We start from the raw sequence: 18,387 nt of genomic DNA, 5'->3' as shown, positions 1-18,387 counted from the left end.
CGATATGACCGAGGACGAGCGGAAACTGCATAGCGATGACATCGCCCGGCTCAAACAGCGCCTGGGCGATGAAGACATGCCGTACCAGGACATCAGCCGCGAAGGCGAGCTGCTTGCCGCCTGCCGGCGCTGGCCGTTGCTGGCGGAAAGCGAGGGCTGGTCGAGCGATCACGACGTGACGCCAACGCAGGTCAGTCACAAGGCGCCGAACCTATGACGGTGGTGGCACTGAGCGGTATTCGTGGTGGCGTCGGCACGACCTCGGTGGTTGCCGGCCTGGGCTTTGCCTTGCACCTGCTGCAGCAGCGCGTGCTGATGATCGACCTGCACCCGCGCAACCTGTTGCGCCTGCACTGCAACCTGGCCCTGGATGCGGAGCAGGGTTGGGCCACGGTCGACCAGGACGCCGAGGGACGCTGGAGCGAAGCCTTGCTGCAGGTGGTGCAGGGCTTGTGCCTGCTGCCATTCGGACAGCTGTCGGCGGCAGAGCTGGGCGCATTGGCGCAGCGTCAACAGACCCAACCACAGGAGTGGCCGCAACGCTTGCAAACCTTGCAGGCGCACTTTGACTGGATCCTGCTGGACCTGCCCGCCACGCTACCCGCCGGGCAAACGGCGCTGCCGTTGTTGCCGGAGGCGACGATGCGTGTCCGGGTCGTCGAGACGGACGCCGCTTGCCATGCGTTGCTGAGCACCGAAGGGGCGGGCGACGACCTGTTGCTGGTCAACCGCTTCGACCCGATCAGCCAGTTGCAACGCGACCTGTTGCTGCTCTGGGGCGAGCGCCATGCACAACTGATTCCCCAGGTGATCCACCGCGACGAGGCTATGGCCGGTGCGCTGGCCTGGAAGAGCCCGGTGGGCCATTACGCGCCAGACTCCCTTGCCAGCCATGACGTGCGCAGCCTGGCGACCTGGCTACTGGCACAGGAGGCACAGCGCGTATGAATCGCTATCGCGCCTATCGCCAGCGCGGCGCCCGTCCGTTCACGGCCGTCGTACTCAGCATCGGTGCCAGTCTGGCCTGGGTGTTTCTGCGCCTGGACTCGCCGCAGTGGCAACGCTTGTTGCGTAACTGGCGTCAGTACTACCCGCAGCTTGCGCACAAGCGTCCGAGCCTGGGCGATCCGCTGCGGGGCCTGGTACAGACCCTCTGGCTGTTGCTGCTACGGCCCGCACGCCCGGCACGGGGTGCCGATCTGAAACGGGGTAAAGGCATTCGCTGGGGGCAACGCCTGGGCCGTGGACTCTACACTTCAGTGCAACGGGTACGCCTGCCGCTGGTGGGGCTGATGCGCAGGTTGCCGCGGCTTATCGGCCGCAGCGACGCCCTGGCGCAGACGCAACGGCGGATCAAGGCGAGCGGCTCGACCGGCGAGCGGGTGTTCTACTGGACCCTGGCAGTGGTCGGGATGGTCATCGCGCTGCTGTGCATTACCTCGCCGTTCAACCTCTATGCCCAGCTGGTATTCGTCGTCACCCTGGGGGCGATGGCGCTGCTGATGCGCTATATGCCCGGGCGCTTTCCGACCCTGATGATGATCATTCTGTCGATCACCATCTCCTGTCGTTACCTGTGGTGGCGCTACACCTCGACGCTGCATTGGGAAAGCAACCTCGACCTGATCCTGGGCATGATCCTGTTGCTGGCCGAGACCTATTCGTGGCTGGTGCTGATCCTCAGTTTTATACAAAGCGTCTGGCCATTGCGCCGGCCGGTGCTGGCCTTGCCAGAAGACCGGCGCTTGTGGCCGAGCGTCGATCTGGTGATCCCGACCTACAACGAAGACCTGTCGGTGGTGCGCACCACGGTCATGGCCGCCCTCGGCCTGGACTGGCCGCGTGACAAGCTCAAGGTGTTTATCCTTGATGACGGTGCCCGCGCGTCGTTTCGGGCGTTCGCCAAAGAGATCGGGGTCGGCTACATCGACCGTCACGATAACCGCGGCGCCAAGGCGGGCAACCTCAACCACGCGCTGGAGCAATTGACCGGCGATCTGGTCGCGGTGTTCGACTGCGACCATATCCCGGTGCGGGCGTTCTTGCAGTTGACCGTCGGCTGGTTCCTCCAGGACCCGAAAATGGCCCTGGTGCAGACGCCGCACCACTTCTTTTCCGCCGACCCGTTCGAGCACAACCTCGGCTCGTTCCGTCGCAAACCCAACGAAGGCGAGTTGTTCTATGGCCTGATCCAGGATGGCAATGACCTGTGGAACGCCACGTTCTTCTGCGGCTCATGCGCGGTATTGCGCCGCTCGGCGCTGGACGACATCGGCGGTTTCGCCACCCAGACCGTCACTGAAGACGCCCACACCGCCTTGCGCCTGCACCGCGCCGGCTGGAACTCGGCGTACATGCGCATCCCGCTGGCGGCGGGCCTGGCCACCGACAGCCTGGCGGCCCATGTGCGTCAGCGTATTCGCTGGGCACGCGGCATGGTGCAGATCTTCCGCATGGACAACCCGTTACTGGGCAAGGGCCTGAGCCTGTTCCAGCGCCTGTGCTACGCCAACGCCATGCTGCACTTCCTGTCCGGGTTGCCGCGGCTGGTCTTCCTCACCGCGCCGTTGGCGTTCCTGCTGCTGCACGCCTATGTGATCTATGCCCCGGCGGTGTTGCTGCTGCTCTATGTGCTGCCGCACATGCTGCATGCCAGCCTGGTCAACTCGCGGGTCCAGGGGCCGTACCGGCAAACCTTCTGGGGCGAGGTCTACGAGTCGGTGCTGGCCTGGTACATCATGCGTCCGACCCTGGTGGCGCTGTTTTCGCCCAAACGCGGCAACTTCGACGTCACCGTCAAAGGCGGCATGAACGAGAGCGACCGGCTCGACTGGCGCATCGCCCGGCCTTACCTGGTGCTGGCCGCTTTCAACGTGGTGGGCCTGGCCTTCGCGGTGTGGCGCTTCTACTACGGGCCGAGCAACGAGTACGGCACGGTGATCGTCAGTTCGCTGTGGGTGATCTACAACCTGCTGTTGATCGGTGCGGCCCTGGCGGTAGCGGCTGAAGTTCGCCAGGTACGGCGCTTCCAGCGTGTACCGGTGAAGCTGCCGGCGGCCTTGCGCCTGCCGGATGGCCACCTCTATCCGGGGCTGCTCTACGACTACTCCGACAACGGTGCCGGGATCGAGCTGGAAAGCGCCCGCGCGCTGGCGCCGGACACCCAGGTGCAGTTGCTGCTGGAGCGGGCCGGGCGCGAGTTCGTGTTCCCCGGCCGGGTCATGCGCAGCGTCGAGCGCCAGGTCGGTATCAGCCTGGCAGAGCTGACCGTGCAGCAACGCATCGACTACGTACAGTGCACCTTCGCCCGCGCCGACAACTGGCTTGGCTGGAGCGACAGCCATGTACCGGACCGCCCCCTGCGCAGTTTCTTCGATGTGCTGGCGCTGGGCGCCATGGGCTACTACCGGGTCATCGAATATGCCCCGGCCTGGGTGCGCCTGCCGGCCATGCCGATCATTGGCGCAACCCGCTGGTTGCTCAGTTTCTTCCCGCGGATGCCGCGTCCCATTCCCTCCGACTCAATGAAGAGTACGACATGAAGCGTTCATTCCTGTCTCCATGGACCCTGGCTCTGCTAGTTGCGGCCATGGGCTTGCCGTTCACCCTGGCTGCCGAAGAGCAGCCAGCCATCACTACTGCCGCGCCACAGGTACCCCACTGGTTGCGTGCACAAACCTTCGAGAGCCTCGGACGCGGTAGCGACAGTCTGCTGATGGGCGTGCGCAACAGCGACCAGATCGAATTCAGCCTGCGTCGCGACCGCCTCGCCAGCAGCGTCGAGCTGGAGTTGAATTTCACCCCGTCGCCGGCGCTGGTGCCACGCCTGTCGCACCTGCGGGTGTACCTCAACGACGAGCTCATGGGCGTGGTGCCGATCAGTGCCGACGACATCGGCCAGCCGCGCCAGCAACGCATGGCCCTCGACCCGAAACTGGTGCAGGACTTCAACCGCGTGCGCGTGGAGTTCGTCGGCCACTACACCGACATCTGCGAAGACCCGGCACACAGTTCGCTGTGGCTGAACGTCAGCCGCAAGAGCGTGATCCGTGTCGATGAACAGGCACTGGTCACCGACAACGACCTGGCGTATTTCCCGCTGCCGTATTTTGATGCGCGCGACACTGACCAGCTGAGCATTCCCATGGTCTTCGCCGGCAGCCCGGGGCTAGGCGAGCAGAAGGCCGCGGCGATTCTCGCCTCGTATTTCGGCAGCAAGGCGAAATGGCGCATGGCGACCTTCCCGGTGCTCTACAACCAGCTACCGGCGCAGACCGCGATGCAACCGCTGCCGAGCATCGTCTTTGCCACCAACGACCGGCGCCCGGCGTTCCTGGCCGACCTTGAGCGTTTCCCGCCGGTGGAAGGGCCGGTGATCCAGCAAATCACCCACCCGGACAACCGTTACAGCAAGGTGCTGCTGGTGCTGGGCCGCAACGAAGACGACCTGGTCAAGGCCGCCTCGGCACTGGCCGTGGGCACCGACCTGTTCCGTGGGTCGCGGGTGGCAGTGCAGGGGGTTCAGGAACTCAAGCCACGCGAACCTTACGATGCGCCGAACTGGGTGCGCACCGACCGCCCGGTGCGCTTCGCCGAACTGCAGGACTATCCGGGCCAGCTGCAAGTCAACGGCCTGCGCCCGCAGCCGATCGAGCTGTCGCTCAACGTGCCGCCTGATCTGTTCGTCTGGCGCAATCAGGGGGTTGCTGTGCAAACCCTGTATCGCTACACGCCACCAGTGGTGACCGATGAATCACGCCTGACCATCCGTCTCAACGACCACTTCGTCGGCAGCATTCCGCTGCCAGGTTCCGATGGCATGGGCGCGGCGTTGCAGGAACTGCGCACGCGGGTGTTCTCGGCGGATACCTCGACGCTGTCCGACAAGACTCTGGTACCGGCGGCAAAAGTCGAAGACCGCAACAAACTGCGCTACGACTTCAGCTTCGCCAGCAAGGTCGGCAACGCCCAGAACGGCCAGTGCCAGACCTTCCTGCCGGCCGACGTGCAGGCGGCCATCGACGAAAACTCGACCATCGATCTGTCCGGCTACTACCACTACATCGCCATGCCCGACCTGCGCGCGTTCGCCCGTAGTGCGTTCCCGTTCAGCCGCATGGCCGACCTGTCGCAGACCCTGCTGCTGATGCCGGGCAAGCCCAACGAGTTGCAGCTGGGCACCATGCTCGACCTGGTCGCCGGGATGGCCTCGCGTATCGGTTACCCGGCACTCGGGCTGCAACTGGCTGACGACTGGGCGGTGGCCGCCAAGGCTGATGCCGATCTGCTGGTGCTGGGCCCGCTGCCGGACGACCTGCGCAACGGCAACGGCCGTGAGCTGAACCTGCTGCTCGACCGTTCGCGCGACTGGCTGCGCCAGGCACGTTCGCCGTGGCCGCTGGATGCCAGCAGCGTGCAACGCTTGCGTGAAGATGTGCGCAACAAACCCGCCAGCCAGGTCGACGTGATCGCACGCGCCCCGATTGCGGCGATCACCGGTATGCAGTCGCCGTTTCACTCGCAACGCAGCATCGTTGCGCTGCTGGCCAGCGACGATGCCGACTACACGCTGCTGCGCCAGGCCCTGACCGATCCCGGCAAGCTCAATGACCATATTCGCGGCTCGGTCAGCCTGATCCGCAGCAGTGGCGTCAGCAGCCACTATGTCGGCGACACTTACTTCGTCGGTCGCCTGCCGTGGTGGATGCTGCTCTGGGTGAAGCTCTCCTACCACCCGGTGCTGTTGGCCCTGGGCGCGGTGCTGAGCATTGTCCTGCTGGGTGTGGTGGCCTGGCGTCTGCTGGCCTGGGTCGCGCGCCGGCGTCTGCTTGAGGGCAAGGAATGACCGCTTCGAAGTGGCTGCTGGGCGGCGCGCTATGGCTGTGCGCGTCGCTCGCGACGGCCGGTTGCTGGCCGGCCTGGGAGCAGTTCAAGGCTGACCTGGTCAGCCCTGACGGGCGGGTGATCGACCCGGCCCAAGGGCGCATCAGCACCTCGGAAGGGCAGACGTACGGGCTGTTCTTCGCCCTGGTGGCGAACGATCACGAGCGCTTTAAACAACTGCTCAACTGGACCGAGAACAACCTCGCCGGCGGCAACCTGAGCAAGCAGTTACCGGCGTGGAAATGGGGGCAGGACGAAAAAGGCAAATGGCGCGTGCTGGACAGCAACAACGCCAGCGATGCCGACCTGTGGCTCGCCTACAGCCTGCTGGAGGCCGGGCGCTTGTGGGCCGTGGCCGAGTACCGCGAACTGGCCATCCAGGTGCTCTGGCGGGTCGCTGCACAGACCGTGCGGCCGCTGCCCGGCGTCGGTGTGATGCTGCTGCCGGGTGACCGCGGTTTTACCAGCGCACAGGGCACCCGGCTGAACACCAGCTACTTGCCGCCGCAGGTGCTGGACCGCTTTGCCGAACTGGCGCCGCTCTGGGAGGAGCTGGCCCGCAACAGCCGCAAATTGCTGCTCGACAGCGCTCCCAAGGGCCTGGCGCCCGACTGGCTGGCGGTGCGCGACAACGGCAGCTTGGCCAGTGATCCGGTCAACGGCGCCAAGGGTAGCTACGATGCCATCCGCGTGTACCTGTGGCTGGGTATGCTCGATCCCTCTGCCAATGGCCGTGAGGCATTGCTTGAGCGCTACCGGCCAATGGTTGCCTTGACCCTCAAACAGGGCGTTCCGCCGGAAACCGTCAATGTCGAAACCGGTGAGGCCAGCGGCCACGGGCCGGTGGGTTTTTCTGCCGCCTTGCTGCCGCTGCTGGCGGCACTGAAAGAACAGCACGGCCTGCAACAGCAGCGGCAGCGATTGTTGCAGTCGCCGGCCAGCGGTTACTACAACCGCGTACTGAGCCTGTTTGGCCAGGGATGGGATGAGCGTCGTTATCGATTCGACGCCAAAGGAAGACTGGTTCCAGGCTGGGAAAAAGCGCAATGCGAAAACTGACAACCTTGCTGTGCCTGAGCGCGGTACCCCTGACGCTGCTGGCCCAGCCCGCAGACCGTAGCGAACAGCGCGAATGGCTGATGCAGCAGATTCGCCTGGGTGAAGCCACGCACCGCGAGAGCCTGGTGGAAGATTCCCTGGCGCGCTTGCGCCTGCTGGAGCCGAACAACCTCGACGCGCTTACCGCCTCGATCCGCCAGGCGGTGCGCACCCGCGAAATCGACCGCGCCCGGCAACTGTATGCCGACCTGCATCGCCTGGCTCCGGACAGCCCGCAAGACCGACAGATGCTGCGCCTGCTGGAAATGAACAGCGGGGAGGGCGAGCAGACCCTGCAACAGATTCGCCTGCTGGCTACCGCCGGGCGTTTCGAAGAGGCGCTGACGCGTTATGAGGCGGCCTTTGGCAAGGGCGAACCGCCAAGCCTGGAGCTGGCGCTGGAGTACTGGCGCATCCGTAGCCGCTTGCCCGACCAGTTGCCGACCACCATCGACCACCTCTACACCCTGGACAAGCAGTACCCGGGCAGTCCCGAGCTGCAGCAGTTTCTTGCCGAGCAGTTGTTTCGTGCCAAACGCAACGACGAGGCCATGGCCGTGGTCAAGCGCATGGCCGGCGAAAGCCAGTCGCGTAACCTCGCTGCCGGCCTGGAGTATGCCTACCTGAGCAAGCAACCGGTCAGCGATGCCAGCGTCCGTGCCTGGCAGGCGTTCCTTGATCGCTACCCCGGTGACGCTCACCAGGCGCAAGTGCAGGAGCTGCTCGCCGGGCAACAGAAACTCACCGGTGATCCGGCCTGGCGCGCCGGTCAGCTGGGTATCCGCATGCTGGTAGAGAAGCGCACACCCGCGCTGGCCGAGCGCAACCTGCGCAAAGCCCTGGCCGCGTACCCGAAGGATGCCACCCTCAAGGGCTACCTGGGCCTGGCCCTGGCGCGGCAGGGCCGTCGTCAGGAGGCGGTCGACTGGCTCAAACAGGCGGTCGCCGAAGAGCAGGACACCTACATCCTCAGCAAGTGGCACGAGCTGCTGGCGTCCACCGAATACTGGCTGCTGATGCAGCGCGGTCGGCAGGCGCTGAACGTAGGCAATTACAACGTCGCCCAACAGGCGTATGAAGAGGCCGCCCGCCGCGATCCCAAGGAGCCGCTGGCGCTGCTCGGCCTGGGCAATGTGGCGATGGCGCGCAAGCAGCTGCCGCGCGCCGAGCAGTACTACCTGCAAGCGTCGCGCTTGCAGCCGGGCAACGAAAACACCGTGCGCGCCTTGTCGCGGCTGTACCAGGCGCAATCGCCGGCGCGTTATTCGCGCTACATCGCCAGTTTGCCGGCCAAGCAGCGTCAGTGGGCTGCGCAGTCCGCCGGTGGTCAGTCGTCTGGCAGTTCGCAACTGGAGCTGTTGCGCGGCCAGGCCCGGCAGTCGCTGGAGCGCCAGGACTGGGCGGGCGCCGAGCGGCAATTGAGCCAGGCCCGTCAGCTGGCGCCGAACGACCCGTGGCTGGCCAGCGACCTGGCCCGAGCCTTGCGCATGCAGGGCAAGGGGCCGCAAGCCGATGCGGTGTTCGCCGACCTGCTGTCGCGCCAGGGCCAGGAGCCGACTGCACGCTTCGCCCATGGTTTGTACCTGGAGGCGGACGGGCGCAGTCAGGCCGGGCTGGACACCCTTGAACAGGTGCCCGCCAGGCAGTGGAACGACAGCATGCAGGCCTTGCACAAACGCTTGCAGCGTCAGGTTGTTCTCGATCGATCCCGCGCGCTCGCCGACAGCGGCGACATTGCCGGGGCAATGGCCGTACTGGAAGGGCAACTGGCTGCCAACCAGCCCGTCGCGCAACAGATTGGCGACCTGCAGCAGCTGGCCGGTTGGGCGCGGCAGTCGGCTGACCTGAGCGCCGCCGATGGTTACTACAGCCGTATCCTGGCCTTGCAACCAAACGATACGCAGGCGCGCCTGGGGCATATCGAGGTGTTGATCGAACAGGGCGAAACAACTGCTGCCCGGCAGATACTGCAGCAGCATGAACCGCAGATACCCGTAGAACGTGTCGACGAGCGCCGGCGCCTCGGCAATGCCTGGGCCGCCGTGGGTGAGCGTGACAAGGCGCGGGTACTGCTGGCCGACGTCGCCCGGCGCAAGACCAGCCCGGACGCCTTGCTCTACCGCGACCTGGCGCGCATGGTGCCGAACGCACAGGCCGATCAGGCGCTGGATTACTACGCACTGGCCATGCGCGATGCCGGGTTGCTGAGCGCCGAACAGGCCAGCCCGCGCGATGACATCGCCTTGACCCGCGCCAGCCGCGCCAAGGATGAAGACGACTGGTTGCGGCAAAGCCTGCGCCAGGATGTCGACAAGCGCTATCAGCGGCAGAGTCCGACCGTGACGGTCCAGCAGGATTACGGCTGGCGCGACAATGATGGCGCCGAGGGTATTTCCGATCTCACCACCTCGACCACCATGGTCCATGCGCAGATGCCGGTAGGTGATGGCCTTGGCTTTGCCCGCGTCGAGCAGGTGGGACTGCGTGCGGCGAGCTTCGATACCGACGCCGACGGCCGGCACCACGAAGCCTTCGGCAGTTGTTCGTTTGGTGGCAAGGGCGTCACCAACACGGGTTGCCCTGGCGGCAAGGAAACCGCTGATGGCGTCACCCTGGCCGCAGGCTGGCAGGGCGATGGCATCAGCGCCGACATCGGCACCTCGCCCATGGGCTTCGAAGTGCAGAACCTGTTGGGCGGCGTCACCTTCGATGGCAAGGCCCACGGCATCGGCTGGTCGCTGACCGGTTCGCGGCGGCCGATGAACAACTCGTTACTGTCTTACGCCGGCGCCGAGGACCCGCGCACCGGCATCAGCTGGGGTGGTGTGACGGCTACCGGGCTTACCCTGGGCCTGAGCCGTGATCGGGGCCTGGACGATGGCGTATGGGCCAGCCTCGGTTACCACTGGCTGCAAGGCAAGAACGTCGAAGACAACAAACGCTGGCGCGCCATGGGCGGTTACTACTACCGGTTGATCAACCGTGTCGACGAAGAACTGCGCATCGGTGCCACTGCCATGACCTGGCACTACGACCGCAACCTCAGCGGCTACACCCTGGGCCAGGGCGGCTACTACAGCCCGCAGCGCTACCTGTCGTTCGGCGTGCCGGTCAGCTACGCCTGGCGCAACCCTGACTGGTCGGTGTACCTGGAAGGCTCGCTGGGCTATTCCTGGGCGCGCAGTGATGATGAGCGCACCTTCCCGCTGTCTTCGGTCAACGATGACATCGTCAACTACTATGGTGGGGCGCAAGGAAACATCGACGGTACGCGTGAAGGCGACAACAACAAGGGGCTGGGTTATCTGGCCCAGGCCCTGGTCGAGCGGCGCCTGGATGATCATTGGGTGCTGGGCGGCGGGTTCACCCTGCAACGCAGCGAAGACTATTCGCCCAATCGCGCGTTGCTGTACCTGCGTTACAGCTTTGACCCGTGGCAGGGCAACCTGCCGTTGCCGGTGAATCCGCTCAAGCCTTATGCGGAGTTTCGTTGAAACCGATGGAACAGGAGTGTGCACCGTGAGCGAAGATGCAAAAGTCAAAGGACCTGCTTCGTACTTTCCTTCGATTGAAAAAAAGTATGGGCAACCCATTACGCATTGGCTGGAGCTGCTTAAAACAGTCAGTGGTAAAAAACACATGGAAATGGTGGCGTGGCTGAAGACTGAGCATGGTCTGGGGCATGGCCATGCCAATGCGCTGGTTGCCCATTTTCTGGCTGCCAGCAAAAACACCTGACCGTCCCCGGTGGGAGCCCCTGCTCTGAATCTCTGCTATTCCTAATAATTGAACCTGTAGTTTCAGGCGTGGTTGGCAAGGCATGAACACACCTGTATGGCAGCCGCCTGCTGTGGCCTCGGCGCCCTGCAGCCAGGCGTGGCGAACAGGCGCCGATCCCGACTGGGAGGTGCCTCATGCTGTACATCATTCACTGGACCATCACCACGGAAAACCGCAACGCTGCCTTGGCCCGCTTTATTCAGACCGGCGGCGCTCCACCCGCTAATCTCAAAGTCCTTGGTCGCTGGCATGCCGTCGGTAGCCGCCAAGGCTTTGCCGTGGCCGAAACCGATGACCTGAGCCTGGTGCTCAAATGGGTACTGGACTGGAGCGACCTGATGGACATGCAGGTGCTTCCGGCGATGACTGACGAGCAAGCTGCGCCATTGCTGAAGGCAGTGGTGAGTCAGATGAGTGTTTGAGTTTTCGCAGGCATTGTTGCGGGAATCGGGCCAAGCGTTTGGCCCGATTCCCGCAGTTGCCCGGTAAAGGGCAACCCGGTATCACCCACCCACTAGCGCACGACGATCGGCGCCGTCACCTTCGCGCCTGCGGACGAGTTGACGGTCACCGTCGGGTTGCTCGTCGGCGCGCTACCGGTGGTGGTCACCGACACCCGCCAGCGTGCTCCGGAACCCGTAGGGCTGAGCATCGCCGTGCCGAGGCTCAGCGGGCCGGCGACGGTCGAGGCGGTCACCGTGATCGTGTTCCCGGTAGCGAGTGACGTCGTGCCCGCCAGCTCCCAGGTGTAGCGGTTGTTGCTGCGGGCGGTGACCGAGGCACTGCTGATCACCAGTTCCTCGTTGACCGCTGCGGCACTGACCGCCACCGATACCGTCGCCGGTTTCTCCGATACCGCATCCTTGGCATCACTGGCGTTATAGGTGAAGGTCGCGGTAAACGGCGCAGGGACAATGGCCGGCGGTGTATAGGTGACGCGCAGGCCGTCGGTGCTGGTCGTGCCCTGGCCGGAGTCCGGCTGGGTCAGGTCCACCACTTTGAGCGGCAGGTTGCCGTCGGGGTCGGTATCGTTGGCCAGCACGTTGATGATCAGCGGCCGGCCGTTGCTGCTGGCGGCACTGTCGGGGTTGGCCAGCGGCTTCTTGTTATCGCCCTGGTTGTCGTCGTCCCGGTCGCCGGTACGGAAGGTCGGCAACGCGGCAGAGTCGACGTAGGTGACCCCATCCCAGCCAGGCAGCGGGGTCGGCATCAACTGGAACTGACCCGGATGCTCGACATCCCAGCGCAGCAACATCGAGGTGTCCTCATGCTGGGTGTTGTGGCAGTGCTCCATGTAGGTGCCGGCGAACTCACGGAAGTGGATGGCCATTTCGACATCGACTGAACTGTCGATCCCTTCACCGATGCGATAGACATCTTTGCGCGACCATTTCTCCCATTCCGGTGGTGCCTTGCCGTCGCGGCTGAGGATGATGCCTTCTTCGAAATGCACGTGTACCGGGTGGTTCCAGCCGTTGCCGCCGTTAATGATCTTCCACACTTCCAGCGTGCCGTCGCCGGAGAACCCGGCATCCGTCGGGCCGTTGGCCAGTTGCGGGGCAGCACTGATGCGGCGCGGGTCCATGTTGTAACCGACACCACCGTCGGTCTTGATCGTCCACGGTGCTTCGTCGGTGCCATCGGAACGGCCGAAAATGAACTCGCGATGCCGCGCTGCCTTGAGCCTGGCCTGAACGGCCGGGTCGTCGCGATCGAGGGTCAAGGGGATCATGTATTTACCCGCAGGTTTGCCCGGTTTTGCCGGTTCGAAGTCGGCCGGGTTCATGCTCAGGTCCTGGCCGCTGTAAGGCTGCACCAGCAATTGCAGGAACTTGCCCACCGCCGGATCGCCCTTGTCCCATTGCGGGCCTTTGCTGGTCTGCTTGATCACGGCTTTGTACTTCTCCGACAGCACGTCGGCCAGGCTCAACGGGTTTTTCTCCGGGCCCTTGCCGGTCTTGTGTTCCATCAGGTTGACGAAGTAGATCTTGTTGCCAGGTTTGATTCCGTTTTTGGCGAAATCGATGATGATGTCGAAACGTTCGGCGATGCCCTGGGTGGGCAGGATGGCGTTGTGGTTCTGACGGTCGCCATCGCCGTCCAGGTCCATGCTGCCGTCGAACGGCACCGTGTGTTCCATGAGATTGCCGTCGTTGGCGATCAGGTGAAACGGTACACGAGCATAGGACACGCCTGAGCCGGACGGCCCCGGGAACTCGCCGCCATTGCCGGCGATTTCACGCACCACGGCAAACTTGAAGTAGCGCGACACCGAACCATTGAGGATGCGGAAGCGATAGCTGCGCGCCCGCACTTTCAGACGCGGCTGGTACTGCCAGTTGACCAGGATCTGGTCACCGAGAAAGCCATCGGTGTTGAACGGGTTGAACCACAGTTGGCCGTTTGCGTCCCAGGCCTTGTCGGCAACCAACAGGTTCACATCGTAGTCGCGGTTGCCCCAGGCCAGCGCCGAACCGCTGGGCAGACGCAGGTTGACGCCATCGTCGAGTGCTTCGTTTCCGCGATCCAGGGCGCTGTAGTAGTTCATCATCACCGCATTGCCCTTGTAGACGTTCTGCGCGGTGAAATCGAGCATGTGGTCGTGGAACCAGTGGGTGCTCATGGTTTCGCGCCAGTCGCCGCGAATCTTGATGCTGCCGTTGTCACAGGTCTTCAGGCCAGGGCTGCGGTCGTTGACGAACAGCTTTTCTCCCGGCGAGCAGGGGAACGCTGCGCGCGGGTCATGGGCGTCGGTGTTGATGGTGTCGTAACCGGCCAGTTGCAGCGGCCAGCGGTAGTCGTAGTACTGCCCCGGAAAGAAGAACGCATTGGTGTAGCCGTCGCTTTCGGCGGGGGCGTGGCCGTTGTGCTCGTGGGTGCTGATGGTGTGCAGACCGAAACCTGCGTTGGCTGCGGGGTCGATCGGCAGGCCATTGTAGTGACGCATCAGCAGCGGTTGACCGTAGCGGGCCATCAGCAGTTTGGCCGGGAAGGTGCCGTCGAAGGTCCACAGCGAGTTGTGATTCTGCACTGGCATGTTCGGATGGAAGCGGGTGTCGATACCGTGGGTGGTGCCGGCCGTGGTCGGCAGGTCCGAGGTCTGGTAGTACAGCCCGCCGGGGGCGAACTCGCCGACCGCGTAATTGTGCAGTTGCCCGCGGTCGCGCAGGCCGAGGTTGAGCCGCGCACCCGTTTGCACGGTCTTGAAATCGACCTGAGGGAAGAACTCGTTCCAGCGCTGGTGCGACCAGCCTTTTCCGGGTGGCCGCCCTTCGGCGGGAGACCCCACTGGATAACGATTGAGGAAGTCTTCGATTTGCCTCTTCCAGGGGTTGCGATCGAGCACGTTGGAATACTGTGATGGAAACGGGAACAGCCCCGGCTGGCGCATGAAATCATCCAGCTCGGTGACGGAAGGCGCGCTGCGGGCAACGCTGTTGGGGTCCTGTTGCGGGGCGGGACCGACCTTGGGTACCGGGAACTTCAGCGGTGGCGCCGGCAGTGTCGGGTCGAATTTTTCCGTACCGAATTCTTCGAACAACAGCAATTGCTGGGTAAACGGCAGAGCCCCGAACAACGGGCTGGGTTTGCCGTTGGTGGGGTAATTGAACGAGGTCTGTGCGGCGGGCGGCAGCACGTTGTCGGCCCGCGGTGTGTTGCGGTCGCCAAATACGCCATTGGGCAAGGCCAGCGCGCCCTGGTTGGCCGGCGGCATTTTTTCCAGGGCCTCCAGCGCGGCCTTCGGGTCGGCGGGTGGGTTAGTGAAAGCGGACGGGTCGGTCGGTGGTGGTGGGCCGAAATCATCGAGGGGGGCTGCATTGACCGACGCCAGGCTGGCGCTGATCAACATCACCGAGACCACCCCCGGCCCCCATAAACAGCTTCGTGAATACACCCCTGGTGTAGCGTTTTTCATGCTTTTCCCCTCGCGTCATGCCGAAACGGCGAAACCTGCCGTCCCCAAAGTGGAGGCGGCAGCTGCAGCGCTTGGAGGGGCCATAGCAACAGATGGGCCATGTGCTCAAGGCGGGATAAAAGTTCAGGCTTATTAATGGGATGTTTCTAAATATTTCTTATTGGGCTGTGTGCAGCGGTGGGGGATTTTTCTACAAACAGCGGGGATGCGTCTGGATGGGCGGGTGTAGTTCCCCAATTCTGGTGGAGGGTCGGATACTTCTCTGGCTCATCCTGCTCGATTAAACACCGCGTTTTTGACAGCGTTCTCCTATCTCCCTAGCGTCTGTTGCTGCTCAGCAGCAAGGCAGTGTCAGGGAGACAGCGAATGTTTTTATGGAACATCGTGCCCTCGTGGTTCGAGATAGAGGACCGGGTTACCCGGGATATGGGCTATCAGGGTGGAGGTCGATTTCGTACCCACCTCAATGAAATCGTCCCCAGCATCGGCCTTAACATTCGCCGCGTCGAAAGTGTCAGGGCGGCATTCAATCGAGCACAGTGGCAAGCTGCTCAAACGTTGAGGCAACGTTTTTCCGGGCTCGACATCGCCAGCATCCTCACCGAGTTGCTGGAGGTGGTCACGCAGATGGCAATGATTGTTGTCGGCAGTGCCGTGACCGGAGGCGCCATTGGCGCGGGGGTAGGTTTTTTTGCCGGAGGCGCGGGTGCCATTCCCCTCGGTGCGGCCGGTGCGGCAATGGGCTTGCAAGTCAGTACCTGGTTACTGGGGATGCTCGGGCTGGTGTCGGTTGCCGAGTTTTTTGTCGAGGGGCTGCCACGCATTGGCAAGTACTACCTGGACGGAATCAACATCGCCTGGAATGGCCCCCGTGGTGACGACGGCCTGAATCCGTTCAGCCAGGACGATCCCTTTGCCTCGCAAAGCGCGGCCCACCACATTGCGCGTGGGCACGAGGAAGTTGTGGTGCTGTTGCTGGGCGCCATGGTTGCTTACCTCATCCGGGGCCGGGGCAATGCCCATGTCCTTGCCCAGGAAATGCAGGCAAGCCCCATGGGGGCGCGGCTGGGGCAATGGATGCTCAAACACGAAGACGCCTTGAAAAAGCACCCGGACCTGCAGCCACCAGCCCCCCGTAAAGGCGCTTATGGCCCGCAGGAGCCGGCGTCACCTGCGCATCGCCAAGCGCAACCGCCAGTGCGCAAAAGACCGGTGGGCATGCCAGAGCATAAAGTGCCATGCTTTAACGCAAGCAACATGCCCGCCAGCAAGATTGCGGAGTTTGACCGGCAGTTGGCAGGGCAGCAGAAGGGACTTAATGAGCTGACCGTGGATGAGTATCTGAAGGGGAGGGATGCGTTTACGAATAAGCTGGTTGTTAGGAATTCGAAGGTTGCTACAGATGCTCGGCGAGCACTTAGGCTTGACATAGAGAGCAAGTTTCGTGAAAAGCTGCGGTCGGAAGGATTGCCTGCGGAACAAGCAAGACTCTTGGCCCAGGAAATAGCATCCCAGAAAATGGCCACCCTAGCCGCATTGCATAATCCTGATCTATTCGCGGGAGGGAAGGACATCATTAGTGGTTTCGGGGATCGGCGTGTCAATTCTAGTATTGGCCCCCAATGGCCTAGCCGTATAGGCGGGCTGGATGTAGCTGCAAATGATGTGCCTGAGGCAATGCGCCGTACCACACAAATCAGCGCACGACTTGAAAGATGCAAATAAGGACCTTGCTATGGATGAAGATTATGCGTTTTTCATCAAGAATTTCGGCCCAGCAATAGAGCGTCAGGAAGTTCCGCTTTCAAGTATCCAGCGATACAGAAATAAACTACCTGATCAACTGCTTGAATATTGGGGAGAGCACGGGTGGTGTGGGTACGCTGATGGGCTGTTTTGGACGGTAAATCCTCAGGACTATGAAGTGCTGCTGGAGCAATGGCTTGCTAGTACAGGAATTAGCCAGAAGGATAAATATTATGTTATTGCACGTAGTGCCTTTGGATTGATCTATGTGTGGGGTGAGAAAAGCGCTTACTGCTTGACGATTACCACTTATATGGGCCGTTTCTCTACCCGTGAGTCCATATTTGCAGGTGATAGGCTAGATTTCGGTGTAAGGGTGTTTTTCTCATCTCTAGAAGCTGAATACAACGACTTGGAAGGGCTTTTCAGACCTGCCCTGGAAAATCTTGGCAAACTTACAAGTGACGAAATGTATGGGTTTGTACCGGCTTTAGCACTTGGCGGGGCAATGGAGTTGAGGAGCCTACAGAAAGTCAAAGCTATCGAGCATCTGGAGTTTTTATCACAACTCTCACCCCTCCAGGATTGGGGCTTTCCAGAGCTTTGAAGAGGCGAGCCGCCATCTACTGCGCTGTCCGGAGGAGGCCAAGTTAGAAATCTATAAGTAGGATCACGACTATGGATGAGTATTATGATTTTTTCCTCAAAAAATTCAGTCCTGTTTTTGATCACCGGGAAGCTCCAGGGTCCAGCATTGCTCACTATGAAAACAAACTGCCTGAGCGGCTGCTTGAGTATTGGCATGAATATGGTTGGGGTGGTTACGCGGAGGGGCTATTTTGGGTTGTCAATCCACAAGAATATGAGGGCCTGCTGGAACATTGGCTGGCGAGTACGGAGTTTTATCTGCGAGATAACTACTATGTCATTGCACGAAGCGCTTTTGGCAAGCTTTATGTGTGGGGAGAAAAAAGTGGTTGGTGCCTGACTATTTCGTCGCATGCTGCGCGGTACTCTGGTCGTGTCTCAAAATTTACGGGTGATAGGCTGGGTTTTGGGGTGAGTGTGTTTTTTTCATTTCTCAGACCCGAGCACAACGACTTAGACGGTTTGTTCAAGCCTGCCTTGGAAAAGCTTGGTCAGCTCAACAGCGATGAGATGTATGGATTTGTACCGGCTTTAGCTCTCGGCGGGGCAATGGAGTTGAAGAATCTGCAGAAAGTCAAAACGATCGAGCATCTTGAGTTTTTGTCCCAACTCTCACCCCTTCAAGATTGGGGATTTCCGGAGTTTTGAGAGCACAGGTTGCTACCCGGCAATCTTCACCCCGTGCGGCTGCGCCAGAAACGCGGCAATCTGCTCCGCGTCGCGTAAATGAACCACCGGAACAAGCGGCCCTACGGCCAGGCGCATCGCCTCGATGGAGGGGCGGTAGTCACGATCGAAAGTCCATACATAGTTGAGGAAGGTCAGGAACGCCCTGTCCAGTTTCTCGCTGCAGCCGACCGGCATATCGGCGCGAGGCCGGTTCAACACACTGCGCACGATCACCCGGCGAAAGCAGGTAGTACGTGGCGTATCCAGCCAGATGATCAACTGCGCGCGTGGGAGCCTCAAGTCAAAGGTTCGCCGAGAGTAGTTGCCCTCGCAGATCCACGCGTCTGATGACACTGCGTGGCCAACACGTTGGCGGAACTGTTCGGCATCGGGCTCGATCCAGCCGGGTTCCCAGAACAGTTTATCCAGGTGCACGACAGGCACATCCAGGCGCTTGCCCAACGCGCGCGCCAGGGTTGATTTGCCGCTGCCGGCGTTGCCCAGAATTACAATGCGTTGCATGAAGAAGTCCTTTTCGGCGAACCGGTAATTGTGCAGGTTTTCTGTGGGCAGTAACAGATCACTGCACAAGCGGGTGGTGAGCGGAGCTATTACAAATGAGTAGCTATGCTTGATCTGTTGCCAGG

At 62.2% G+C, this 18,387-nt stretch carries 13 protein-coding genes; 11 read left to right on the top strand and 2 right to left on the bottom strand.

From position 1 onward, the window contains the following. The first annotated feature begins 4 nt into the window (after positions 1-4). The 8 genes from bcsR (at position 5) to ACVI9W_RS01255 (ending at position 11,183) form a co-directional block, all read left to right on the top strand. Positions 5-217, top strand: coding sequence for a cellulose biosynthesis protein BcsR (bcsR, locus tag ACVI9W_RS01290; RefSeq protein ID WP_157192917.1), 213 nt, complete (start codon positions 5-7; stop codon positions 215-217). Beyond that, positions 214-948: a cellulose biosynthesis protein BcsQ gene (bcsQ, locus tag ACVI9W_RS01285; protein ID WP_461528916.1), complete on the top strand. Its 735-nt coding sequence runs from the start codon at positions 214-216 to the stop codon at positions 946-948. The genes bcsR and bcsQ overlap by 4 nt, the downstream gene beginning before the upstream one ends. Further along, the gene (bcsA, locus tag ACVI9W_RS01280; RefSeq protein WP_461528915.1) at positions 945-3,542 is read left to right on the top strand and encodes a UDP-forming cellulose synthase catalytic subunit; all 2,598 of its coding nucleotides are present in this window, start codon (positions 945-947) and stop codon (positions 3,540-3,542) included. Before bcsQ ends, bcsA begins: the two co-directional genes overlap by 4 nt. Before the next feature lie 47 nt (positions 3,543-3,589). Beyond that, complete coding sequence (gene bcsB / locus ACVI9W_RS01275) at positions 3,590-5,845, top strand: cellulose biosynthesis cyclic di-GMP-binding regulatory protein BcsB (protein WP_461531774.1); 2,256 nt, start codon at positions 3,590-3,592, stop codon at positions 5,843-5,845. Further along, positions 5,842-6,942, top strand: a complete 1,101-nt coding sequence (gene bcsZ, locus ACVI9W_RS01270) for a cellulose synthase complex periplasmic endoglucanase BcsZ (protein WP_461528914.1) — start codon at positions 5,842-5,844, stop codon at positions 6,940-6,942. Before bcsB ends, bcsZ begins: the two co-directional genes overlap by 4 nt. Further along, positions 6,930-10,475: a cellulose synthase complex outer membrane protein BcsC gene (bcsC, locus tag ACVI9W_RS01265; protein ID WP_461528913.1), complete on the top strand. Its 3,546-nt coding sequence runs from the start codon at positions 6,930-6,932 to the stop codon at positions 10,473-10,475. The genes bcsZ and bcsC overlap by 13 nt, the downstream gene beginning before the upstream one ends. Positions 10,476-10,500: 25 nt before the next feature. Then, positions 10,501-10,719: a DUF4287 domain-containing protein gene (locus tag ACVI9W_RS01260; protein ID WP_461528912.1), complete on the top strand. Its 219-nt coding sequence runs from the start codon at positions 10,501-10,503 to the stop codon at positions 10,717-10,719. 176 nt (positions 10,720-10,895) lie between these two features. Then, complete coding sequence (locus tag ACVI9W_RS01255; protein ID WP_461528911.1) at positions 10,896-11,183, top strand: DUF3303 domain-containing protein; 288 nt, start codon at positions 10,896-10,898, stop codon at positions 11,181-11,183. 92 nt (positions 11,184-11,275) lie between these two features. Here the strand turns inward: ACVI9W_RS01255 and ACVI9W_RS01250 are convergent, their stop codons facing one another. Beyond that, the gene (locus ACVI9W_RS01250; RefSeq protein WP_461528910.1) at positions 11,276-14,677 is read right to left on the bottom strand and encodes an Ig-like domain-containing protein; all 3,402 of its coding nucleotides are present in this window, start codon (positions 14,675-14,677) and stop codon (positions 11,276-11,278) included. A gap of 366 nt (positions 14,678-15,043) precedes the next feature. On the opposite strand from ACVI9W_RS01250, the gene ACVI9W_RS01245 reads away from it, so the two are divergent. The 3 genes from ACVI9W_RS01245 to ACVI9W_RS01235 all read left to right on the top strand — a co-directional run bounded on the left by ACVI9W_RS01245 (position 15,044) and on the right by ACVI9W_RS01235 (position 17,719). After that, positions 15,044-16,402, top strand: coding sequence for a DUF6861 domain-containing protein (locus tag ACVI9W_RS01245; RefSeq protein ID WP_461528909.1), 1,359 nt, complete (start codon positions 15,044-15,046; stop codon positions 16,400-16,402). Positions 16,403-16,412: 10 nt separating this feature from the next. Then, positions 16,413-17,030, top strand: coding sequence for a GAD-like domain-containing protein (locus ACVI9W_RS01240; protein ID WP_461528908.1), 618 nt, complete (start codon positions 16,413-16,415; stop codon positions 17,028-17,030). A gap of 71 nt (positions 17,031-17,101) precedes the next feature. Further along, positions 17,102-17,719: a GAD-like domain-containing protein gene (locus ACVI9W_RS01235; RefSeq protein WP_461528907.1), complete on the top strand. Its 618-nt coding sequence runs from the start codon at positions 17,102-17,104 to the stop codon at positions 17,717-17,719. Between the two features lie 12 nt (positions 17,720-17,731). On the opposite strand, the gene ACVI9W_RS01230 is transcribed toward ACVI9W_RS01235, so the two are convergent. Then, positions 17,732-18,262, bottom strand: coding sequence for a P-loop NTPase family protein (locus ACVI9W_RS01230; protein ID WP_461528906.1), 531 nt, complete (start codon positions 18,260-18,262; stop codon positions 17,732-17,734). Positions 18,263-18,387: the final 125 nt, after the last annotated feature.

The sequence above is a fragment of the Pseudomonas sp. 210_17 TE3656 genome (genome assembly GCF_054821965.1).
The sequence above is the reverse complement of the archived record's forward strand: the minus strand, read 5'-3'. Positions and strand labels throughout refer to the sequence as shown.